Here is a 23,358-nt window from a genome sequence, read left to right as displayed (position 1 = left end):
TTAATGCCCTGAAACGCTCAATTACGTTTGTTTTTTGCGTTTACGTGTGCGATAATGTTCGTATGATTTCTTCACAGCGTCAACATTTGATTTTAAGCCGTCTCCGTACGCGCGGTGCTGTTCGCATTACTGCGCTTTCTAAAGAACTGAACGTTTCTGCTATGACGGTTCGCAGGGATATCGCAGAGCTTTCGGATCGTGGGCTTTTAAAGCGCGTTCACGGCGGCGCAGTGACGACTAATACTCTGCTTTCGGAGCCGCTGTTTTCTGTAAAGTCGCAAATGGATATTGGTTTGAAGGATGCAATTGCGCGTTTGGCTGTGGATTATGTTTCTCCGGGGGATGTGATTGCTATTGGCGGCGGTACCACTGCTTATGTGTTTGCGCAACATTTGCTCGAGTCGCGCAGGGCTTCTGGTATTACGATTTTGACCAATTCGATTCCTGTTGCGGAGCTTGTGCAAGCTTTAGAGTCGAAGGATGTCGAGGTTATTGTTACCGGTGGCGTGATTACGCGTTCCAATTCGCTGGTTGGGCCTATTGCAGATAAAGTTGTTGCTTCTCTTCGTGTGAATACCGTTTTTCTTGGCACGCATTCTGTGTCTCTTCCTCGCGGATTCCTTATGCCAAATTCTTTGGAAGCTGCTACTGATATGGCGTTAATGGATATTGCGGATCGCACGATTATTTTGACGGATCATACTAAATGGAGTTGTACGTCGCTTTCGCTATTTGCTCGTTTTGATCAGGTTGATACTGTTATTACCGACGATGGTTTGGATGCTGATTCTCAGCTTCGTACGCGTGAGCTTGTGAAGGATTTGGTTTTGGCACCTGTTATTGATGAGCGAGATGTTCTTGATGCGTCTAATGCTGACGATTTAGTGAGTTCTGGAGATTCTGACGATTTGCTTGATTAGTATTTTTGCGAATATTTTTGCAAAGTTTAATTTTGCGCGCTGATGATTTTAATGCCCGAGTGAGTTGTTTACTCGGGCATTTTTGGTTTTTCTGTTTGGTTTTGCTTCAAGTGTGTCGATGTTTAAACAAATTTCGCCGATGGTTAAATATTGCGTTTTTCTTTGTTTTATAAGGCTGTTAGAGGAATCACAAAACTCAAACCTTAAAGAAAGCTGAAAAAACGTTAAAAAAATCCAGTATATGGCGTGTCGCGTAATTTTTATTAAAAAATACAGAAAAATGTCGTAAATATTTCTACTTTTCAATGAATATAACGAATATTTATCAAGATTTTTGTATTTTTGATGCTGAGAAACCTGAATTTTAGTGTTGAGTTTTCTGAGAGCTTGCGGTAAGTTTTAACTCAGTTACCGGTTGAATCCCTAGTTCACTGGTACGAGCGGGAAACCGCAAATGGCAAATTTTTCTTCGCATACCCTAGTGCGAAGGAGAAGAAGAAAGGAAAATATTATGTTGAATAAGAAGGCTATCGCCGCATTCGCTGCTGGCGCCACCCTCCTCTCTGGTTTCGCTTTTGCTGCTCCAGCAATGGCTGCATGCCCAGATCCTGCTCCATTCAAGAGCGCTGCTAAGACGTCTGCTGATGCTGCTTACAAAGCTTATACTGATGCTAAGGCTGTTCTTGATGGTATGACAGTTTCTCCAGCTCCTGCAAAGGATTCTGAAGCTGAACATTATACTGTTACAATTTTGGCTACTGGCTTGTTGAAGAATAATGCTGATCCATCTGAAGTCTCACATGATCTGTACGTAAAGGTTCAGAAGTATGTTGATGCTTTCAATGCTAACGTTACAGAGACTAGGGCTAAGGAAGCTCAGCAGACTAAGGTAAATGATCTTCTTGCTAAGTATCTCGATGCTAAGAACGTATTGGAGAACTGCGCAGTTCCAGATCCAACTGAGGATCAGGTTAAGAGGGCTCTTATTAACAAGGTTCGTCTTGCTAAGATGAACTTGGACAACAAGGATGATGAACTTGCTGTTGCTAAGAATAAGTTCAATGATGCTTATAAGGCTTTGGTTGCTGCTATTGCTGAGTACAATGCTCGCATGGATGCATTCAGTGCTGCTAATGGAAAGCTCAACGCATTCTTGGCTTCTGGCGTGAATGATTCTGCTACCCTTACTCGTTTGCGTGATGCTGCAGATCGTGCTGAGGCTCACCTTAAGCGTGCAACTCTTGCTCTTGCCAAGGCTAAGGCTGCTTATGATGATGCTCTGGCAAAGGATTTGGCTGCTGTAGCTGCTTATAATAAGGCTTTGCAGACTTACAAGGATGTTTACAATGAGGCTGTTGCTGCTGGTGTGAACCCAGCTTTGTTGCCACCAGTTGTGACTTCTGATCCTTTGGATCCAAAGGTTCCAGCTGTTCCTGGTTTGAAGCATGCTTATGCTTCTGCTATGAGCGGTAAGTTTGGTAAGGAAGCTAAGGCTGCTGAGGCTGCTGCTAAGCAGGGTCAGAATACCAAGGCTTCTGCTCAGCAGAACAGCAATGCTAACGGTGCTGCCGCTGGTGCAAACGGTGCCGCTGCTGCTGGTTTAGCTAAGACTGGTGCTGCTGTAGCTATGGCTGCTGTTGCTGCTTCTGTGCTTGCTGGCATGGGTGCTGCTCTTCGCAAGATCCGTCACTAAGCTAAAAGCTGATTCAGCGATGAATCATTTGGGCTTTAGCTTATTGGTTGATTGTTGAGTCGGTTTTACTGTGAATTACTTAGTCTAGTGTGCTGAAAGGTGCGCTAGACTAAGTTTTTTTTTATAGCAATTTTGAGATCTGTACGCTTGTATTTACCGCGTTCGTTCTCTTTTTACGCCGCTGTAAAGTTTCTGCCGCCTGACACCATCGTTTAAGCGCGTAACTCTCGTCGTCACGAGCGTGCTGTAAAATAGCAAAGTTGTGTGCGGTTTTGGTGCTTATCATCAAACAATCGCGCATATTTTGCAAACACACTCCTGCTGTGGAAGGTCCACAGCCGATAGTCCGAAGGAGGTGGGTGATGTCTGCACATAAGTATGAACTGATGTTCATTGCAAATCCTGAGCTGGATGAGCACGGTCTTAAGAAGTTGACCGAGCAGTATCTTGAGCTTGTCACCAACGAGGGCGGTTCCGTTGACGGTACCGATTACTGGGGTCGCCGCAAGTTTGCCTACGAAATTGAAGGCAAAACCGAAGGTAACTACGTTGTGGTGAACTACACTGCCGAGCCATCTGTAAGTGACGAACTTGACCGTGTTTTGAACCTTAACGAATCTGTAATCCGCACGAAGATTCTTCGCAAGGACGCTAAGTAAAAACTAGCAAAACTAAGTAAGCTCTAGTGAATTAAATAAAAACTAGTTAAGCTAAATAAATACGTAAACAACCGCGCATAAGTTGCGCACAAAATTGCCAGTAATTGCTAACTAACATGCGATTACGAGTAAAGCGAGAAAGAAAAGGCACGATATGGCAGGTGAAACAATTATTACCGTCGTGGGAAATCTCACTTCGGATCCTGAATTAAGGGCACTTTCCAACGGTGCTTCTGTTGCGAGCTTTACCATTGCATCCACACCTAGAACGTTTAATCGTAATACGAATCAGTTCGAGGATGGGCCTGCATTATTTATGCGTTGCTCAGCGTGGAGAGACTTGGCAGAACATTGTGCAAACAGCCTTTCTAAAGGCATGCGCGTGATTGCTCAAGGCAGGTTGTCGCAGCGTTCGTATCAAGCGCAAGACGGCTCTAATCGCACAGTTGTTGAACTTACAGTTGACGAAATTGGTCCATCTTTGCGTTATGCAACTGCGCAAGTTAACCGCCAAAGCTCTTCAACAGGTTTTGCTGGTGGCTCGCGTGCAGCAAATGCTGCTGGTGCAGGTTATGCTGGCGGAGCAAATTATGCTGCTAGCCAGGCCGCTTCTCAGCATGCCGCAAGTTCTTCAGCGGCTGATCCGTGGAGTGCTGCTGCGCCAACAAACGATAGTTTTTCAACTTTCGGCGCTAATTCTGATTTTGGTGGCGATTCTGAAGAACCTGAGTTCTAGCGTTTTAGTTGAGCTATAGATAGCGTATTTATTTGTTTATTTATGCACTTATTTACGCGCTTACTTAATCCTTATAAATACATCATCAGTTACATGTTATGCGAACAAAAAGCATAACGGATTTGAGAGAGGACATCTTATGTCACGCAAAAGGCCGCAACCACCGGTCAAGCCTTTCAAAAAGAAGCCAAATCCTTTGAAGGCTGCCAAGATTACTGAAATTGATTATAAAGACGTTGCTTTGCTGCGCAAGTTCGTTTCTGACCGCGGCAAGATTCGTTCCCGTCGTATCACCGGCGTAACCGTGCAGGAACAGCGCAAGATCGCGAAGGCAGTGAAGAATGCTCGCGAAATGGCTTTGCTTCCTTACGCCACTACCGGTCGCTGATTGAGAGGATAGGAATATGGCTGAAACCAAGGTTATTCTTACCAAGACTGTTGCCAACCTCGGTCACTCTGGTGACGTTGTTGAAGTTAAGGCTGGCTATGCACGCAACTACCTGATTCCTCAGGGTCTTGCTTTTGTATGGAACAAGGGTGCTGCTTCCCAGATTGAAGCAATGCGTCGCGCTCGTCTTGCCAAGGCTGTTGCCACTCGTGAAGAGGCAGTTGCAGCTAAGGCTCAGATTGAAGGCACCGTTGTGGAGCTTTCTGCTAAGGTTTCCGAATCCGGCAAGCTTTTCGGTGGCGTTTCTGCCGATAAGATTGCTGCTGCTTTGGCTTCCAAGGCTCAAGTTGAGGCTCGCGCAATTAAGGTTGCTACTATTAAGACCACTGGTGAGTTCCCAGCAACCGTAACGTTGCATCCGGAAATCACCGCTTCCTTCACTGTTAAGGTTGTGGCTGAGTAAGTAGCTTTGTGAATTTTACAAAACATGTTGCAGCAAGCAGATTCTTGCTTTTAGTGGTTTTCTGCTTGTAATACATGTGGATTGAACTTAAGCATTAGCTCTGCGTTTGCGTTGTATTGAGTTTTCTCAGTGCGATGCTGCGCAGAGTTTTTTATTGCTGCGCGCTGGTCGGTTTTACATTTCTATTCCCCGCGCGACCTTTTCTTTACAAGCGTGTAAAGTTTCTGCCGTTTTATTGCCTTAATCCGACCGAAATTTTACACTCGTGTAAGGTTTCTGCCGTTTTTCTGCCATTTTGCGACTTTTTCTTTACAAGCGTGCACAGTTTCTGCTGTTTTATTGCTTTAATCCGACCGAAACTTTACACTCGTGTAAAGTTTCTGCCGTTTTCCAAATGTGAATGTGTTGTAAGTGTCACGTGCGTAACGTAGTTTTTTAAGTTTTACTCGACTAAATTAGAACAGTTGGAAAATTGCGAAATTATAAAGGAGATGCAAACTGTGCTGGAAAGCAAATATGAACTGGCTGACGAGCTTAGTATGAACGCAAAAGCGCAAGATGCCAACATATCTGCTATTCGCAATGACGAAGAGTATGCTTGTAAAAATTCCGTAAGCGCAAATCTTGAAAACGCAATAAAATACAGCAATCACAAAGGTTATGGCGAAACTTGCGCGAAGGTTATTCTTTTTGGCGAACATTCCGTGGTTTATGGCCATTCTGCAATAGCTTTGCCGCTTAAAAACTTGCGTATGCGCGCTGTTGTAACTAGTTGCAATGAATCTTTAGCACCTGCTTCGTGTGAATCTTTATCTTCTACATCAAGCGAATCTTTAGCATCTATGACGAATCTCGATTCACATATAACTCTTTCATGCCTTGACTTTACTGGCAAACTTTCCGAAATTCCTACGCGCTTTAATAGCATACGAACAGCAATTCGCGCGTCGCTAGAGTTTGCAGGGTGGAACGGTGAGAATTTGCACATTTTTACCGAGTCTGATTTTCCAGCAGAACGAGGTCTTGGTTCGTCTGCGGCAGCTGCCGGTGCTGTAATTCGTGCGATTCTTGACTATTATGGCGTTGCAGCTAGCAATGATGAGATTTTTAAGTTGACGCAGACTGCTGAGTGTGTGGCTCACGGACGTTCTTCAGGCTTGGATGCCACTGCAACTGCTGCTTCCTGGCCTGTGCGTTTTAGTCGTGGCTGTTTTGATCGCATGGAAATTAACATGCGTGCGTGGCTTGTTTTGGCGGATTCTGGATGCAAAGGAATGACTCGCGAAACAGTTGAAGCTTTACGTTCTCGTTTAGAATCGAATCCTGTTGAAGTTGGAGCGCAGCTCAATAAATTGGGGGAGATTGCGGCTGTTGCAGAAGATGATTTGGCGTTTGGCCGTATTGAAAATATGGGTAAGCAAATGACTTTCGCACACCGTATTTTGGCGGATTTGGGCGTAAGTACTGCAAAACTTGACGCCTTGGTAGATGCTGCTTGTCAGCATGGCGCGTTGGGTGCAAAACTTACCGGTGGAGGTGGTGGAGGATGTGTCATTGCGCTGGCTGATAGTGAGGATGCTGCTAAGCGAGTGAGTGAAGCTTTTAAAAATGCCGGTGCTTGCGATACGTGGGTTGTAAATATAGGTGATTCTGCAATAAATTGAATCTTATTTTTACTTGAAATGTAGCATAAACTTTACAGTTGTTTAAAGAAAAGAAGCTTGTGCGCACTGTTTTGCTAAAATATTGCTTAGCACATTAACAAACGAGAATTACTTATCTGCCGCAAGAGGAACAGCATGCAAAATGTTGAAATTCAGCCAAAAATAACGTTTGACGCTAGTCTTTCACCCAACTCAGCTTTTGCTAAAGCAAACGCGAATATTGCGCTGATTAAGTATTGGGGTAAGCGCGATGAAAAGCTGATTTTGCCTTATACTTCCTCGCTTTCGCTCACCCTTTCGGATTTGTCTACAACTACAAGCGTAAGTTTTGCGAATAATCTTGAACAAGATACTTTTACTTTAGATAATGAAAAGATTTCGCCGTCTGCCAAAACTTTTCGTCGCGTAGTCGCTATGCTCGATTTGGTGCGTGAAATTGCAGGAATTTCAATGAAAGCAAGCGTTATTTCGCATAATATTGTGCCAACTGCTGCTGGTCTTGCGTCGAGTGCGTCTGGTTTTGCAGCTCTTGCGTCTGCTGCCTCGTACGCTGCTGGATTAAACCTAACTCCACGAGAACTTTCTAGACTTGCAAGACGTGGTTCTGGTTCAGCTTGTCGTTCGATTTTTGGAGGACTTTCAATTTGGCATGCAGGTTGCGACGACGAAACGTCTTATGCAGAGCCTATTGAAAACGCACAAGTTGCGCTTAAAAATTTAAACCTTGCTATGATTGTCGTCACTTTGGACGATAGCAAAAAGCCGATTTCTAGCCGAGAAGCGATGCGCAGAACGGTTGAAACTTCGCCAACGTATATGCAATGGGTTGAGCAGTCGAAGGACGACCTTGAAATTGCTAAAAACGCAATTCAGCGAGCAGATATTGAGCAATTGGGTGAGGTTGTTGAACGCAATGCTTTTGGAATGCACGAAACTATGCATAATGCTGTTCCATCGGTGAATTATTTGACTAGTAGCACGCATATTGTGCTTGAAGCGGTTAAAAATATGCGAAAAGATGGTTGGCTGGTGTGGTCTACGATGGATGCTGGTCCGAATGTGAAGGTGCTTACTTCTGGAGATGATGCTTATCGTGCGATGTGTCAGTTGCGCTCGCGAGTTGAAGATGGTTTGCGTAATTCTAGCGTTTTTTGTAATACAGAATATTGCGAGCCGAAATTTGCGATTGCGCTGCCAGGTGACGCTGTGACGGTGAGTACGAGTTTAAAATAGGCGGATAATATGACTCAAGTGCGCTCTAGTGCCCCAGGAAAGCTTTATATTGCGGGCGAGTATGCTGTTGTTGACGGCTGTGCTGCAATTGTTGCTGCTGTTAATCGTTATGTGACGGTTAGTGTAAGTGATGAAACTTTAAACGAAGAGTTACGCGAAAATTTGCAGAAAAATGCGCCTAGTAGCAGAAATTATTGTGGTGTGATTACCTCAGATGGCGAAAAATATAAACCGTTTCTTTGGGCGCGTGCATCCGACGGAAGTATTGAAATACAAAACGACGAAAAATATGCTTATGTGCTTGCAGCAATGAGTGTAGTTGACGCTTATGCTAGTGAGGAATGTGCGCCAAATATTAACCGCAAAAGTTACAATGTGCATATTTCTAGCGAACTTGATGATGCAAAAACTGGTAGAAAATACGGTCTTGGATCTTCTGCTGCAGTAACTGTCGCAGTTATTCGCGCGTTGTGCAAATGGTATGATTTGAATCTTTCGACTCCAGAAATTTGCAAGCTAGCGTTAATTGCGTCGTCGAGTGTTAAAAAATCCGGAAGCGGTGGAGACGTTGCTGTCAGCTCTTATGGCGGTTGGATTATGTATCGCGCGTATAACCGCGAGTGGCTTGAAGCTGAGCTTACGCTAGTAAAATCCGGATGCTCTGATTTCGGTGAGTTGTTGCACAAAAAGTGGCCGCGCCTGGAAGTTAAGCGTTTAAACGTAGATAAGTCGCTAAAACTTTTAGTCGGCTGGACTGGTTCTCCTGCGTCTAGCGCAAAGCTAGTAAGTAGCGTAGAAAGTAGCGTTAAAACTAGTACGGAAAGTAACGTTGAAAGTAATGCTGAAAGTAGCGTCGAAACTAGTGCTTTTGACAAAAAAATTAAATCTTTCACTTACGAAGATTTTTGCAAAGAAAGTGAGATTTGCGTGCAAAAACTTGCGCGCGTAATTGAAAAGTTTGAAATAAGCGAAATCTATAGCGGTTTTGCTCAAAATCGTGCGTTGTTGCAAAAATTAAGTGCTCTTACTGGAACTGTTATCGAAACGCGTGAACTTACAAAATTTATTGAAATTGCGACTTGTGCCGGTATTCCTGCAAAAACTAGCGGTGCAGGCGGAGGAGATTGCGCAATTGCGCTGTCGACAATTTATGACAATAATGTAATTGAAACTATGAAATCTACTTGGGAAGCCAATGGAATAAAGCCATTGAATATTGATGTTACGGAAATTTTTGGAACTGGTAAGCCTTCTGAAAATATTGTATTAGACGCGTTTGCTAAGCGTAACGAGCTTAATATGCAATCTGCTCAATCTTGCATAATACAAAACCGAAAAGACGCGCATATTGCGCTTGCGGACAAGCAGTATAAAACTCGTGCAGATTCAGATTTTGACAAAGTGCGTTTTGTGCCGAATGCTTTGCCGCAAGTCGCGCTTGAAGAAATTGACGCTAGCGTGAGCGTGCTAGGAAGCGAAGTATGCGATTCTGTGCATTGGTGCTCGCCGATATATATTAACGCAATGACAGGCGGAAGTGATGCTGCTAAAAAAGTGAATGCAAGTCTTGCTAGAGTTGCTGCAAAAAATTCTGTTGCTATGGCGAGTGGATCTTTGAGTGCTGCTCTTCGAGACGAAACTTTACTCAGCACTTTCAGTGTCATAAGAAGCGAAAATCCACACGGATTTGTGATGGCAAATGTTAGCGCTGGAACTAGCGCGTCTGATGCATTGCGTGCTGTAAACATGATTCATGCGAATGCGTTACAAGTGCATTTAAATGCTGCACAAGAGTTGGTTATGCAAGAAGGCGATCGCGATTTTCGAAATTGGTTGCGCAATATTGAGTCTATTGTCAGTGCGTGCGAAGCTCTAAAAGTGCCTGTGATTGTGAAGGAAACTGGATGCGGAATTTCTGCTAAAGATGTTCAGCGTCTTAAAGATGTTGGAGTGCGCACTGTAGATGTTTCTGGTCGTGGTGGAACTAATTTTGTAACAATAGAGAATGCTCGCAGGAACTTAGGCGACTGTGATTATTTGGCTGATTGGGGTCTTACTACTGTTGAGTCGCTGGTTGACATACGCAAGTGTGATTCGTTAAAAAATATGGAAGTTTTCGCAAGTGGAGGAGTTCGCACGCCTTTGGATGTTGTGCGCGCGTTGGCTTTGGGTGCTTCTGCAGTTGGTGTCGCTGGCGAGTTTTTGCATACGCTTATGCATGAAGGTGAGGACGCGCTTTCTTTGCAAATTGATAACTGGAAGAAGCAAATTAGGGTGATTATGGCGCTTCTTGGATGCAAGACAGTTAAGGATTTACAAGAAAAGACTGAGTTTGTGCGTGCGGATTGTCTTGGTAAGTGATATACTTGTGTAGTTGTGCGTTCAAGCGTGCTTATTTGTTTATGCAATGTGCGTAAGTAATTTGCGTAAGTAGTTCGTGTGTTTGAATGACGCAAGACTTGCAAGTCAAAGAAAATAGGAGTCCATTATGGCAGCTCGTTGCGCAGTATGTGGCAAGGGACCGCAGACCGGTTTCAGCGTTTCACATTCGCACATTCGCAATAAGCGCACCTTCCGCCCGAACCTTCAGCCGGTTCGCACCACCATTGATGGCGAAAACGTTCGCCTTCGTGTGTGCGTAAAATGCATTAAGGCAGGCAAGGTTCAGCGCGTTGAGGCGTGAATCGCGTGTTAAATGTAAGGCCCTGAGCAGTGCTCGGGGCTTTTTTGTATTTGCATATTTTTTCGCGCGCACGTTATATTCCTGATTGCGGATGATTTATAATCGAAATATGCTAAATACGCCCACGAACTCAGCCAAAATGCATACTTCGCTTTCTGCGATAATCAGCAATAAGCGACGCGTTTCTGCATTAAAATCTTTGGGCATAGTCACAGTTGAAGACGCGTTAACTTACTACCCGTTTAGAGTTACAAGTCCACTGAGAATTGCGAACTTAAAAGATGTAAAAATTGGCGAAGAAGTGGCTTTCTATGCGCAAGTTCAGTCAATTAACGTTGTGCCTATGAATGCTCGTCGCGGTTTTAGAATCGAAATTAACGTTTTGCAAGATATGCAAGCAGTAGCTCAACTTATTTATTTTTCTAAAAATCGTCAATACGCTCAGTGGCTTTCTGCAAAGATGCATGTTGGCGAAATGGTTGTTGTTGGCGGCACGTCTAGTGCTTTTAATGGTAAATTGCAATTTACGCATCCTCAAATTTTAACCGTATCTGCTGTAGAAGAAAGCGATAGCTTGCATCAATCTCGCGATACTGTAAGAAGCGTGGAAGATGGTTTGGCGCGTATGAGTGCGCCTATGCCTGTGTATCATGCAAATTCGCGAATCTCTAGTGAGCATATTCACGAAACTATACTTTCTATACTTTCTGCACTTTCTAAAGATTCTGAAGATTTCGCAGCTTCCGCAGATTCCGCAGATTCTAAAAATTCCGCAGCTTCCGCAGATTCCGCAGATTCTAAAAATTCCGCAACTTGCACTACTGAATCCCTGCAAATCCCAAACATTACGCCTGAATCAGTGCTAAAAAAACGTAACCTCATGACTAGAGCGTCAGCAATATACTCAATTCATAATCCGCAATCAGTTGACGAATTTTACAAAGCTGTTGACTCGTTGCGCTATGAAGAAGCTTTTATTTCCCAAGTAGCTGTATTGCGATCTCGTGAAGATTCTAAAGATAATCAAGCAAAATCCTGTAATAATTCTCTTATAAGAAATGAATTTGTGGAAAGTTTGCCGTTTGAGCTTACTGCAGGTCAAAAAGATGTAATTGATGAGATTGTACGTGACATGCGTGAGCGCCATCCGATGCGTCGCTTGCTTCAAGGTGAAGTTGGTTCCGGAAAAACAGTTGTTGCGCTCGCTGCAATGCTTGAGGCAGTTGGATCAGGATATCAGGCTGTGCTTGTGGCTCCTACTCAAGTTCTGGCGTCTCAACATGCCGAAAATTTGCGCCAAATGATTGCGCGCGCGAATCTAAAAGTGCCTGTAATCGTAGTAACTGGCGGCATGAGACTTGCGGATCGCAGACGTGCGCTAGCGAGTGTTGCAAGTGGGGAGCCTTCGCTTATTGTTGCAACTCATGCAGCGTTCTCGTCGACTTTTAAGCCGACTAATTTAGCTTTGGTAATTATTGATGAGCAACATCGTTTTGGTGTTGAGCAGCGCGATGTTTTGTTACGCAAAATGAGTGTAGATCCGCATGATAGTGCTGAAAAGTCTTTTACACCGCATCTTTTAGTAATGACTGCAACGCCTATTCCGCGCTCTGCTGCTATGACGTGGTTCGGTGATTTGGATGCTTCATATTTAACTGAATTGCCTGGAGGCAGAAAACCTATTCGCACTTTTGTTGTACAAGAATCGGATGCGAATACTATGGCGAGAATGTTTGCGCATATTCGTGCTCGCATTGATGCAGGTGAGCGTGCGTATGTTGTTTGCGCGCATATTGATGATGATTTTAATGAGGATTCTGGTAGGGATTCTGGTAGTGCTTCTGCTAGGGATTTTGATAGCGATGAATCTGAAGGTTTTGAAGATGTTTCGCAATCTGTGCAATCTAATCAATCTGAAGAAAATAGCGCAGATTCTTTGCGTAAACTTCACACAGTTAACGGCATTTTGAAGCGGCTTTCAGCTTTGCCGCAATTTAAAGGCGTTACTTTTGCTAAGCTTACTGGTCGCGACGATGATGCTACAAAACGCGAAACGATGGAACATTTTGCACGCGGAGATGTGCAAGTTCTTGTTGCTACAACGGTTATTGAGGTCGGTGTTGATGTGCCTCAAGCGAGTTGCATTGTGATTTTTGACGCGGATCGTTTTGGCCTTGCGCAATTGCATCAGTTGCGTGGACGTGTTGGGCGTGGTGGCACGAATTCTTGGGCATTTTTGGTTGCGCAAACTGAGGATGGAAGTCTTGCTCAAGAACGTTTGCAAGTTGTTGAAAATTCGCTAGATGGTGCCGTAATTGCTAAAAAAGATTTGGAATTGCGCAATGTTGGCGATGTTCTTGGCGATAAGCAGTCGGGTGGTCGCTCGAGTTTGAAGATTTTGCGAGTTGTTAAGGATGCAAAGATTATCGCTATGGCTCGTGAAGATGCGTTGGAGACTTTGCAAAAAGACGCTCATCTTGTTTCGTTGCCGTATCTTGCAGGTGCAGTGCTTGATTTTACGAGAGGCGGAAGTACGCAAATCGTAAGCAATTAAAATTCTAAAGTTCTGAATTTGCTCGCAAAATATCTTATAAAATTAAAATATTGTATGAATAAAATATCCTATAAAGAAAAGTATAAAGAAAAAATTATTGCATATTTATGCACTTAATTTAGTAAAAAATACTGTAAGAAACTATTTTTAATTGATAATTAATATCAACTTTTGTTAGATATAATATAAAAAAACAACAAAATTACATAAATTTACGTGCATATTATGAGAATTGTGAATATCCTAGATAGTAGGCATCATTTGTAATCACAATAGAGATGAGGCGACAATGACTGAACGCGAACAACAAATCTTGACTTGGATTCAACAAAACCCGATGATTAGCCAGCAGGAACTTGCAAATCTCGCAGGAATTACTCGTTCAGGTGTGGCCGCTCATATTTCCAATTTAATTCGCAAAGGATATTTACGAGGTAAGGGATATATTGTTACTCCTCCAAGTTATGTGACTGTTGTTGGCGGAATTAGCATGGATGTTCTTGGCATTGCTTGCGGAGATTTGATGGATTACACGTCTAATGCTTCCCACGTGCGCTACATGCTAGGCGGTGTTGGAAGGAATATTGCAGTCGCGTTGGAGCGTCTTAATATTCGCACAAGCATGGTTTCTGTGTACGGTGGCGATCACAACGGAGAACTTTTCCGCATTGATGCTGCTGCAAACGGCTTAGATATTGGTTATGCGAAGCAACTTCCTGAGTCGATGACTGCTTCGTACATGTATGTTGGTGACGCTTCTGGTCAGCGTTTGCTTGCTTTAGACGATATGAGTATTTACGATCACATGACTCCTGATTTTTTGCGTGAGCGTATGTCTATTATTGAAAATGCTGATATTTTGGTGTTGGATACTAATATTCCGCAAAAGTCAATTGAGTGGCTATGTGACCGTTATCGCCGTCCTATTGTTGTTCGTGCAGTTACGGATGCAAAAGCTCCTCGAGTGCTTTCTAGATTGTCTCGTATTGACACTCTTATTTTAGATACTGCTGAATCGCAGGCTTTAACTGGCATTAATGCTGTTGACGAGCGTTCTGCAATTCGCTGTGCGAATGTGCTTTTAAAGCGTGGAGTAAAACGTGTATTTGTAAATGCCGGTCGCGCAGGAGTTGCTTATGGTGTTGCAGATGAGGGAGTGTCGTTCTATCCTGTCCCAGTCAAGCGCGTCCAGAGAATGATGCTAACTCGCGGAAATAGCAATGTTGGTGTTAAAGCAGTCGGCAACGACAACGGTTCTAGCGATGCTGCTACTGCGGCGCTTATTTACGCGCGATATAACGAATTTGATTCTTCAAAAACTGGCAGATTTGCGGTTGCTGCTGCAGCTTTGAATACTGAATCTATGCAGCCTGTACATGAGTCGTTTAATCCAGAACTTATTTCTCAACGCATGACGAATATTCATGAGCATGCTTAATTTTGCGTTCTTATGCGAAGTGCATTCGTCACGATTTGCTTCCAAAATACATGTGTTTATGAAGGAGTTAGTATGACTTCCATCATCCTAGATTGTGACCCTGGTCATGACGATGCGATGGCAATTTTATTAGCTGTTGGCAATCCTAATATCGATTTGCTCGGCGTAACTACGGTTGGTGGAAATCAAAGCCTAGAAAAAGTAACATACAATGCTCGAGCAACTCTAGAAATAGCTCATGCAACTAATATTCCAGTTCATGCCGGATGCGACCGTCCTATGGTTCGTCCTCTAAAAGTTGCTGCTGCTGTTCATGGAGAAACAGGATTAGACGGAGCAAATATTCCAGTGCCAACTAAACCTTTGGATAAAGGGCATGCTGTTAACTGGATTATTGACACAATTATGAGCCATGAGCCTGGCACGATTACGCTTGTACCAACCGGACCTCTTACGAATATCGCTATGGCTGTGCGATTGGAGCCTAGAATTGTCAGCCGCGTTAAAGAAGTAGTTCTTATGGGTGGTGGCTATCATAGCGGCAATTGTAGTGCTGTTGCTGAGTTTAATATTAAGACAGATCCTGAAGCTGCGCATGTTGTGATTAATGAAAATTGGCGAGTTACGATGGTTGGCTTAGACTTAACTCACCAAGCTTTGTGCACTTTAGAGATACAGAAGAAAATTAATTCTATTGGAACGCCTGTTTCTAAATTTGCTTGCGATCTTATGGATTACTTCCGTAAAGCTTATAAGAATAATCAAGATTTTGTTGATCCTCCAGTGCATGATCCTTGCACAGTCGCTTATTTGATCGATAAAAGTGTTATTAGCACAAGGCGTTGCCCACTTGATGTTGAAATAAACAGTGACTTAACTCTTGGCATGACCGTTGCAGATTTGCGTGGTACTGAACCTTCTGAAGAAGAATGCCATACGCAAGTTGCTACAAAACTTGATTTCGATAAATTCTGGAATTTGATTATAGATGCGATTAAGCGCATTGGATGATTGTTGGTGACTTTTGAATGACGTTTGAATGACTTTACGTAATTAAGCGGAGGTTAGATTATGGCTGAGGTTGAATCTCCAACATTTTCTACGCGTATGCTAGATAAGGGTGGACGTTCCGTTTTGGCGTTAATGGTGGCGTTTCTTGCTGCTATCTTTGCGTTCCAGCTAAACGTTTCTATGCTTTCGCCAGTATTGACGACGATGTCAAAAGAACTTCATACTACAGATACTCAAATCGCTTTAACGCAAACAATATTCTTTACTGCTGCAGCATTATTTTCGCTATTTTTGCCGCGATTGTCTGATCTAATTGGGCGTAAAAAAGTACTTTCCGGAATTCTTATCTCAACTCTTTTTGGAAGCATTATTTCTGCGCTAGCTCAAGACGTTAATATGCTTATGCTTGGGCGTATTTTGCAAGGTGCTTCCGGTCCTGTATTGCCAATGTGCTTAATTATGTTGCGCGTGCGCGTACGGCAAGAAAAAAGTTACGCAAAGTTGATGGCAATATTAAGTTCTGTAAATGGCGGTATTGCTGGATTTGATGCTTTATTAGGTGGTTGGCTTGCCAGTAAATACGGATTCCGTTCTGTTTTCTGGATTATGGCTTCAATCGCAACTATTGCTGTTATTATGATTATTGTTTTAGCTGATGAATCTCGCTCGGATGCTACTAGCAGAATGGATTGGCTAGGAGTTGTAACGCTCGGAATTGCGTTTCTTGCAATATATCTTTCTATTAATGAACTTAGTAATAAACTAGCTAAATCTAACTGGCTTATGGTGCTTATTCTTGTGCTTGTTGCTGTGCTGTTTTTCGCAATATTCTGGAAAATCGAAGTTTTAAGCGCGGCTCCGCTGGTTTCTACAACATATATGAAGCAGCGTCGTACATGGGGTTTGCTTTTGTGCACTTTATTGACAATGACTGGCGTGTTTGCTTTGATAAATGGCGTTGTGATAAAGCTTGCTAACGATAGTAAGTTTGGTGCAAATATTGGCACAAATATGGTAAGTTTCGTAACTCTTACTCCTTACGCAATTATTGGGCTATTGTTTGGCACTATTTCGGGCGTGCTTGCTGCAAATTACGGGTACAGGCTTGTGTTGCGTATTGGAATTGCGTTTAGCATGATTTGTGTTGCTTTTGGTGTGTATGTTGCTTATATGCCGTCTGCTTGGGCTTTGGTGCTGTTTTCAGTGTGGGTAGGTGTGAGCTATTCTGGCATGGCAAATATTATGCTTAATGGCTTAGGTATTGTGCTTTCTCCAAAAGATAATCCGGGATACTTGCCGGGTATGAATGCTGGAGCTTTTAATTTGGGAGCCGGCTTAAGTTTTGCAATTTTGTATGCTGTGATGACGAATGTTGCGTCTTTAAGTGGCGTAACATGCGGATACGCTGCTGCGATGGTTGCCGGCGTCGTTTTGCTAGCTTTTGCGCTTGCTTGCTCGTTCTTAATTCCAGATCCTAAGGCTGCGGATAAGTAATATTGTAAAGTTTCGCCGTTTTTTGGCGCGCAAACGGCTTTTCCTTTACACAGCTGCACAGTTTCTGCCGTTTTTTGGCGCGTAGCCGACCGAAACTTTACACGCGCGTAAAGTTTCTGCTGCCGCGTGCGTGTCTGCAGGTTCCAGCTAAGCTAGAAGTATGCACATTATTGCTGGACGTTTTAAATCTTTGCCGCTTACTTCAGCGCAGTCGTGTACAAGACCTACTACAGATCGCACAAAAGAAGCGATATTTTCTAGGCTCGATTCGTGGGATGTTATGCACAATGCGCGCGTACTTGATCTATTTGCTGGCACGGGAGCACTCGGAGTTGAAGCGCTATCTCGTGGCGCGCGTGAGCTTGTTTCTGTTGAAGCAAATTCGCAAGCAGCTGCGCTTATACTTCGTACGTCGAAAGCGTTGCAGAGTTCAAAGGCTTGGGATTCTGCGCTTTCTATGAGGGTTCTTCGAAAGCGCGCGGAGCAGTTCGTTGCGGATTATAGTGGGGAAGCGTTTGACTTGGTTTTTATTGATCCGCCTTATGCTTACGAAACTGCGGATTGCGAAAGTTTATTGGCTTCGATGATTGCGAGCGGAGTTGTGAGCGTTTCTGCAGATACGTTGATTGTGTTGGAGCGTAGCGCGCGAAGTGTTTTGCCGACTATGCCTGAGGGCTGGGAGCTGTTTGATACGCGTAATTACGGAGAAACTTCCGTGTTGTTTATTCAGCCTTCTCGCGACTAATTTATTTTTCGGCTTCGTTACAATCTGTTTTCGCACTCAGGTTGTGGCGCGAGTTTTGGGGGATTTCTCTCCTCGCACGTCCCGTCCTTCAGTCGCTTTGGCTGTTAGATGTTTTGCTGTCTGCTTTGTTCTTTAAAGAACGTTGCTCCATCAGTCCTCTTTTAGTGCTCGTAAAGAAATCCCCCAAACTCTGCGTGTTTAATCGTTAATAACCGTGTCTATCGCAGAGATTTTTCGATTTTTCTTCTTCGCTTGGCGAATCAGCAGCCTGCGGCTCTGACGTTCGCCGCGCTCAGTGCGAAAAATCTCAAATCTCTACCACACGAATATTAGTACATTGAAGTTAGCGTACTAAACAGGTGGTGGTGTTATGGTGAAGGGATTTTATGTTGTACGCGTGCGGCAGCAATAATGTTAGTGTTCTCTAATCAACAAGTAATTAACGTTAGCAGGGCAATACTGTTGCCGGAGTATTTCTGGCTTTTGTTGCTAGAGTAAGTTTTTGCGCGGATGATCGCCGGAAACTTCCCATCCGAGCGACATAAGCGTTTTTCGATCCGCTTTATCTAGCTTGTGGCAGTCCAATTTTTCAATCAAATCAGGACGAATTTCGCTTGTGCGAGATATAGCTTCATCTCGACGAAAACGATCAACTTTGGCGTGATTTCCGGAAGTGAGTATTTCCGGAACGCTTATACCGCGCCAAGTAGTTGGACGCGTATATTGATGGTGTTCCAAAAGTGCGTCCGATCCTGTGTACGACTCTTCAACAATCGACTCAGGATTTCCCATAAACCCAGGGATTAAGCGTGTAATTGCCTCAAGCATAACGCTTACTGCAACTTCTCCGCCATTTAGCACGTAATCGCCAATTGAATACTCGCGTACGTCAATTCCTTGCGCGCGGTAATATTCTGGAATCCTAGCGTCGTAGCCTTCGTATCTGCCGCATCCAAACACCAAATGATTTGCGTTGCTTAATTCCGTTGCGTCTTTTTGCGTAAATAGTGGGGCAGAAGGGTTCGGGAATATAAGGATTGGTTTAGTTGAGTCTATTTTATTAGGCGCGATTTTTGCTTCTTCGCAACTATCACACGTATCACACGTATTTTTTACTTCAGATTTTGGCAAGTTAAGCAGCTCGTCTAAGCATTCCGCCCAAACTTCAGGCTTCATAACCATGCCAGCGCCACCGCCAACCGGCGTGTCATCAACCGATTGATGCACATCGTGAGTCCATTTGCGTAAATTGTATGCGCGAATTTGCAATAAACCATTATTTTGCGCTTTGCCTAACAAACTTAGGTCTAGCATGCGAAAATATTCTGGGAATACGGAAATAATATCGATGTCCATCATAAGGCACTCTACTACGAAAACTACAAAACTACGAAAACTACAAAAGCCCCGGAATTAAACCGCCAGGAGGATCAATAGTCAAATACCCGTTTGCAACATCAACTTCCGGCACAATAGCTTCAACAAATGGCACGAGCGCTGTTTTATTCTCTTCGTCAATCGGATGATCTAAACGGATTTTCAGTAACGATTGCGCGCCGTCGAGCACATCCACGACTTTTCCAATAACTTTAGGAGTAAGCCCAAGCTGATTTTCTTCGCACAAACGCGCTTGCAAACCGACCAAATCCTTAATATACCAAGCATTTTCAGCAGCAAGCTCTTGCGCATCTTCTGCATGCACATACAATTCAGTGCCATTAAGTGCTTCCGCATCGTTGCGATTTTGTGATTCTTCGAATAGTAAAATCCAACGATTTTTGAACGTTCTTGCGTTCTCAATAACGAACTCGCGCTCGCCGTTTGCAGTGCACAATATATTTCCAGGCTCAAAACGTTCATAAGGCTCATCTGTAAAAATTTGTACAGTGACTTCACCTTTTAAACCTTGGGCTTTACCGATACGACAAACCCTCAGCAGGTCATTACGACTTTGCTGAGGGTTGTCAAAAGATTGTTGGTCTAATGCCACGTTCATCTCACTTACGTACGTCCATAATGTCAACGCGCACATTGTGGTTGCTCAAAGCTTGCACAACAATGCGAATTGCATTAGCGGTACGACCATTGCGTCCAATAACGCGACCGATATCTTCAGGATTCACGCGTACTCGAAGCAATTCGCCGCGAGCATTTTCGTGAGAACGTACCGACACGTCATCTGGAAAATCTACGATGTTCTTAATGAGATGTTCAACAGCTTGAGCCAGCATGATTACTCAGCCTTTTCCTCGGCTTCGGCAGCTTCAGCTGGGGCTTCTTCGGCTTCGTTTGCAGCGGCTTCAGCTGCAGCCTTAGCCTTAGCAGCGGCTTCAGACTTAGCGGCCTTCAGCTTCTGAGCTTCAGCTTCAACAGCTTCAACGCGAGCCTGTGCGTCTGGGCCAGCTTCAGAAGTCTTCAACGTGCCTTCAGCGCCGTCGAGACCCTTGAACTTCTGCCAGTCGCCAGTAATCTTCAAGAGCTTCAACACTGGTTCGGTTGGCTGCGCGCCAACGCCAAGCCAGTACTGTGCGCGCTCAGAATCAATCTGAATCATAGATGGCTGCTTGTTTGGATCGTAAACGCCGATCTCTTCGATGGACTGACCGTTGCGCTTGTTGCGTGAATCAGAAATGACTACACGGTAGAAGGCATAGAACTTCTTGCCCAATCGCTTAAGACGAATCTTGGTTGCCAAAATGGCTCTCCTTATAACTAGAGTCGTGGAATTTCGTTCGGGTGTGGGGCACTCCTTGCGAGCTTCCACATGTTCCTCACGTGATCGGGAAGAGGGCGCCGATTCACGCGAATAACTTATCCATTATGCCTGCGCGCTTGGACGTTTTTATCTAGTGATTGTAGGTCGATTGCTGCGATGTAGGCTAGGTGATCAGTGCCGTCAACAACTACATTCTTTTGCCATAGTGCGTTAGATTTACAGTTTTTTGCGCAAAATAGCACATGGTCAAGTGTAAGATTTGGCCACTTAAGCCATGTAGGCCATGTGCGTAGACGCTTTCCAAGCGAAAGTGCAACGTCTGTAAATCCGTATTTCAAAAGCGAGCGAAAGCTTGGGTGGTCGACTGTGGAATTAAGATCGCCAGTAACAATAGTAAGAGTTGCTAAATCGCAAGTTTTCGAAGTGGATTCGTCAACGCAATAAGTAGAATCAATAGTCGCAAGTGCGCGAATTCCATTACTCCAAGCAGCACACCCACGCATCGGTGACTTTGGATGTGCAGAAGCAAATTTCACTACAACTTTTTCAGTTGCACCAAAATCTAAGCAAGTTGTAACGCGAGGCACGCTTGCAGCTTCAATTTTTACGGAATTATTGCAAGTAGAAATCGCGGAATATTGCGTAAAAATAGCGTTGAATCCGCCGTTATTATGCTCACTTTGCGCACCTACGCACGAAGTTGGGAAAATTTCGTATATTCCAAGTTTCTCAAGATTTTTTACTAAAGACTCGCTTAATTCTTGTAAAAGTAACGTATTTACGTGATATTTTTTCGTTATTTCTATTATTTCGGATGCGCTCGCTTTTCCGTATCTGCAATTAAGAGTCATCACGCGTATTTCTTGATGCCGTTTCTTGCAGCTTTTGCGCGACGACCTGCTTTCGTGCAACCTACGTAATTTTGCAAACCAGTACGGCGTATGCGACTTAAGCGAAATCAAAAATAGCACAGCGTACGCAATACATAAATATCCGTAAGATTTCGCGTAAGATTGCGCTAAATTAAGCGATTTCGTCACTTTTTCTGCGCAGCATGTATACAGCAAAAAACCGCCAAAATTACACAAAAACAGTGCTCCCATAACGTAAGTTGCAAGTGGAAGCAGCGCAATAATATACGGAAGTGGGTTATATTTATCCGCACCTGTTGGCAGCCAACGCATCAACTGCCACAAAAGAAGCGGCACAAATATAACCCACAAAAACGCCAATACTAAAATCATCGACCGAATAAGCCAGCTAATCCGCCGCCAAAGTTAGGTGGCAGTTGATTATCTTGATTTGCATCTTCGGAATTCATAAGTTCCTTAAGTCCTTCAGGAAGATTCTGAAGATTTGGTTGCTGCGGCTTTGCAAAAGCAGAACCTGCAACATCGTCGCTAGTAGATTCGCCAGAAAGACGCTCACGCAACGCGCGCTCTTCAGCTTCCCTGCGCATTGGATTTCCGGACTTTCCGCCCTTCTTCTTGCCTTTCTTATCTTTGCGCTTCGACTTACTGCCGGCTCCACCGAAGCCAGGAATTCCGCCCATGCCAGGCATTCCAGCGCCTCCGCTCATTCGCTTCATCATTTTTGCAGCCTGCTCGAAACGTTGCAAAAGTGCATTAACTTGCGAAACGCTCACACCTGAACCAGCAGCAATTCTCGCGCGGCGAGATCCGTCAATAATCTTTGTATTTCTACGCTCTTGAGGAGTCATAGAGCGAATAATTGCCTCAGTTCGGTCAATTTCCTTATCGTCAAACTGCTCAAGCTCCTGACGGTGAGCTGCCATTCCAGGCATCATGCCCAAAAGCTTCTTCATTGAGCCAAGCTTACGAACTTGCTGAAGCTGCTCCAAAAAATCATCCAAACCAAAGCTGCCTTCAGCTATTTTTGCAGCAGCCTTGCGCGATTCTTCTTCGTCGAACTGCTTCTGTGCGTGCTCAATAAGCGTCAAAATATCGCCCATATCGAGTATGCGTGAAGCCATTCGATCAGGATGGAAGATTTCAAAATCCTTCAAACCTTCACCTGTAGAAGCAAACAAAATCGGCTTTCCAGTAACGCTTGCAACCGAAAGTGCAGCACCGCCTCGAGCGTCGCCATCAAGCTTAGAAAGCACAACGCCAGTAAAGTTCACGCCATCGTTAAAAGCTTGAGCAGTGCGAACAGCATCCTGACCAATCATTGCATCAATAACAAACAGCACTTCTTGCGGTTGCACGGCATCGCGAATATTGCGTGCCTGCTTCATAAGCTCTTCGTCAACACCCAAACGACCTGCGGTATCAATAATCACAGTGTCATACATTTTTTCGCGCGCATAATTAATAGAATCGCGCGCAACTTTAACAGGGTCGCCTTTAGTGAACCATGGCAAAGAAATCGCGCTTCCACCTGTTTGCACACCCTTTTCTGGAGCAAATACAGGAACTCCTGCGCGCTCGCCAACAACTTGCAGCTGTGTGACTGCATTAGGTCGTTGCAAATCTGCTGCTACAAGCAAAGGAGTATGACCTGCATCCTTTAGCCAGTAGCCTAGCTTTCCAGCAAGCGTAGTTTTACCTGCACCTTGCAAACCTGCAAGCATAATTACAGTTGGAGGGTACTTCGCAAAATTAAGCTGCCTATCTACACCTGCGCCCAATACTTGCGTAAGCTCGTCGTTTACAATTTTCACAACTTGCTGAGCTGGATTTAAAGCGTGCGAAACTTCCTCACCAAGAGCGCGCTCGCGAATTCGAGCAGTGAATGAGCGTACTACTTCCAACGCAACGTCTGCATCGAGAAGTGCGCGACGAATCTCGCGAATTGTGCCGTCAATATCGGATTCTGATAGCTTGCCTTTGCTGCGCAAATGCTTAAAAGCATTGGAAAGGCGGTCTGTTAACGAACTAAATGCTGCCATAGTTTTCCATTCTACCTGTTGTTGCTAACGTAACTTTAGTGCAATTGCTA

21 protein-coding genes are annotated in these 23,358 nt (G+C 44.1%); 15 read left to right on the top strand and 6 right to left on the bottom strand.

The window, feature by feature from the left end:
* The first annotated feature begins 62 nt into the window (after nucleotides 1-62).
* The 15 genes from HXT29_RS04235 to rsmD all read left to right on the top strand — a co-directional run bounded on the left by HXT29_RS04235 (nucleotide 63) and on the right by rsmD (nucleotide 17,681).
* The gene (locus tag HXT29_RS04235; protein ID WP_004105415.1) at nucleotides 63-920 is read left to right on the top strand and encodes a DeoR/GlpR family DNA-binding transcription regulator; all 858 of its coding nucleotides are present in this window, start codon (nucleotides 63-65) and stop codon (nucleotides 918-920) included.
* A gap of 511 nt (nucleotides 921-1,431) precedes the next feature.
* A complete protein-coding gene (locus HXT29_RS04230; protein ID WP_422118304.1) occupies nucleotides 1,432-2,613 on the top strand; it encodes a hypothetical protein in 1,182 nt (393 codons plus the stop codon).
* A gap of 362 nt (nucleotides 2,614-2,975) precedes the next feature.
* Nucleotides 2,976-3,272, top strand: a complete 297-nt coding sequence (rpsF, locus tag HXT29_RS04225) for a 30S ribosomal protein S6 (protein ID WP_004574062.1) — start codon at nucleotides 2,976-2,978, stop codon at nucleotides 3,270-3,272.
* A gap of 154 nt (nucleotides 3,273-3,426) precedes the next feature.
* Nucleotides 3,427-4,008 carry a single-stranded DNA-binding protein gene (locus HXT29_RS04220; protein ID WP_004105402.1) on the top strand — a complete coding sequence of 194 codons (582 nt, stop codon included), beginning with the start codon at nucleotides 3,427-3,429 and terminating at the stop codon, nucleotides 4,006-4,008.
* A gap of 139 nt (nucleotides 4,009-4,147) precedes the next feature.
* Nucleotides 4,148-4,396 carry a 30S ribosomal protein S18 gene (rpsR, locus tag HXT29_RS04215; protein WP_004105399.1) on the top strand — a complete coding sequence of 83 codons (249 nt, stop codon included), beginning with the start codon at nucleotides 4,148-4,150 and terminating at the stop codon, nucleotides 4,394-4,396.
* 16 nt (nucleotides 4,397-4,412) lie between these two features.
* Complete coding sequence (rplI, locus tag HXT29_RS04210) at nucleotides 4,413-4,859, top strand: 50S ribosomal protein L9 (RefSeq protein WP_415688578.1); 447 nt, start codon at nucleotides 4,413-4,415, stop codon at nucleotides 4,857-4,859.
* 539 nt (nucleotides 4,860-5,398) lie between these two features.
* Nucleotides 5,399-6,523 (top strand): mevalonate kinase, encoded by a 1,125-nt coding sequence (gene mvk / locus HXT29_RS04205; RefSeq protein ID WP_422118467.1) that lies wholly within the window; start codon nucleotides 5,399-5,401, stop codon nucleotides 6,521-6,523.
* A 135-nt stretch (nucleotides 6,524-6,658) separates the two neighbouring features.
* The gene (mvaD, locus tag HXT29_RS04200) at nucleotides 6,659-7,756 is read left to right on the top strand and encodes a diphosphomevalonate decarboxylase (RefSeq protein WP_004574055.1); all 1,098 of its coding nucleotides are present in this window, start codon (nucleotides 6,659-6,661) and stop codon (nucleotides 7,754-7,756) included.
* 9 nt (nucleotides 7,757-7,765) lie between these two features.
* Nucleotides 7,766-10,117, top strand: a complete 2,352-nt coding sequence (fni, locus tag HXT29_RS04195) for a type 2 isopentenyl-diphosphate Delta-isomerase (RefSeq protein WP_422118303.1) — start codon at nucleotides 7,766-7,768, stop codon at nucleotides 10,115-10,117.
* A 127-nt stretch (nucleotides 10,118-10,244) separates the two neighbouring features.
* Nucleotides 10,245-10,439 carry a 50S ribosomal protein L28 gene (gene rpmB / locus HXT29_RS04190; RefSeq protein ID WP_004105392.1) on the top strand — a complete coding sequence of 65 codons (195 nt, stop codon included), beginning with the start codon at nucleotides 10,245-10,247 and terminating at the stop codon, nucleotides 10,437-10,439.
* Between the two features lie 91 nt (nucleotides 10,440-10,530).
* Nucleotides 10,531-12,993 (top strand): ATP-dependent DNA helicase RecG, encoded by a 2,463-nt coding sequence (locus tag HXT29_RS04185; RefSeq protein WP_422118302.1) that lies wholly within the window; start codon nucleotides 10,531-10,533, stop codon nucleotides 12,991-12,993.
* Nucleotides 12,994-13,282: 289 nt separating this feature from the next.
* Nucleotides 13,283-14,431, top strand: coding sequence for a PfkB family carbohydrate kinase (locus HXT29_RS04180; protein ID WP_004105383.1), 1,149 nt, complete (start codon nucleotides 13,283-13,285; stop codon nucleotides 14,429-14,431).
* Between the two features lie 72 nt (nucleotides 14,432-14,503).
* Entirely contained in the window at nucleotides 14,504-15,442 is a 939-nt protein-coding gene (locus HXT29_RS04175; protein WP_004574052.1) for a nucleoside hydrolase, read from the top strand.
* A 60-nt stretch (nucleotides 15,443-15,502) separates the two neighbouring features.
* On the top strand, nucleotides 15,503-16,936 hold the full coding sequence (locus HXT29_RS04170; RefSeq protein ID WP_004105381.1) for an MFS transporter: 1,434 nt from the start codon (nucleotides 15,503-15,505) through the stop codon (nucleotides 16,934-16,936).
* A gap of 160 nt (nucleotides 16,937-17,096) precedes the next feature.
* Nucleotides 17,097-17,681, top strand: coding sequence for a 16S rRNA (guanine(966)-N(2))-methyltransferase RsmD (rsmD, locus tag HXT29_RS04165; RefSeq protein ID WP_004105380.1), 585 nt, complete (start codon nucleotides 17,097-17,099; stop codon nucleotides 17,679-17,681).
* A gap of 489 nt (nucleotides 17,682-18,170) precedes the next feature.
* On the opposite strand, the gene trmD is transcribed toward rsmD, so the two are convergent.
* From trmD to ffh, 6 genes are all read right to left on the bottom strand, one after another.
* On the bottom strand, nucleotides 18,171-19,037 hold the full coding sequence (gene trmD / locus HXT29_RS04160) for a tRNA (guanosine(37)-N1)-methyltransferase TrmD (protein WP_422118466.1): 867 nt from the start codon (nucleotides 19,035-19,037) through the stop codon (nucleotides 18,171-18,173).
* A gap of 40 nt (nucleotides 19,038-19,077) precedes the next feature.
* A complete protein-coding gene (gene rimM / locus HXT29_RS04155; RefSeq protein WP_032835294.1) occupies nucleotides 19,078-19,677 on the bottom strand; it encodes a ribosome maturation factor RimM in 600 nt (199 codons plus the stop codon).
* 1 nt (nucleotide 19,678) lies between these two features.
* On the bottom strand, nucleotides 19,679-19,912 hold the full coding sequence (locus HXT29_RS04150) for an RNA-binding protein (protein WP_004105376.1): 234 nt from the start codon (nucleotides 19,910-19,912) through the stop codon (nucleotides 19,679-19,681).
* Between the two features lie 2 nt (nucleotides 19,913-19,914).
* Nucleotides 19,915-20,376: a 30S ribosomal protein S16 gene (gene rpsP, locus HXT29_RS04145; RefSeq protein WP_004574047.1), complete on the bottom strand. Its 462-nt coding sequence runs from the start codon at nucleotides 20,374-20,376 to the stop codon at nucleotides 19,915-19,917.
* Nucleotides 20,377-20,492: 116 nt separating this feature from the next.
* Nucleotides 20,493-21,641 carry an endonuclease/exonuclease/phosphatase family protein gene (locus HXT29_RS04140; protein ID WP_004105370.1) on the bottom strand — a complete coding sequence of 383 codons (1,149 nt, stop codon included), beginning with the start codon at nucleotides 21,639-21,641 and terminating at the stop codon, nucleotides 20,493-20,495.
* Nucleotides 21,638-23,308 (bottom strand): signal recognition particle protein, encoded by a 1,671-nt coding sequence (ffh, locus tag HXT29_RS04135; RefSeq protein WP_004105368.1) that lies wholly within the window; start codon nucleotides 23,306-23,308, stop codon nucleotides 21,638-21,640. The genes HXT29_RS04140 and ffh overlap by 4 nt, the downstream gene beginning before the upstream one ends.
* Nucleotides 23,309-23,358 lie beyond the last annotated feature (50 nt).

The sequence above is a fragment of the Gardnerella sp. DNF00550 genome (genome assembly GCF_049262685.1).
Classification (GTDB): Bacteria; Actinomycetota; Actinomycetes; order Actinomycetales; family Bifidobacteriaceae; genus Bifidobacterium; species Bifidobacterium leopoldii.
This window is presented reverse-complemented; position numbering and strand designations above follow the sequence as displayed.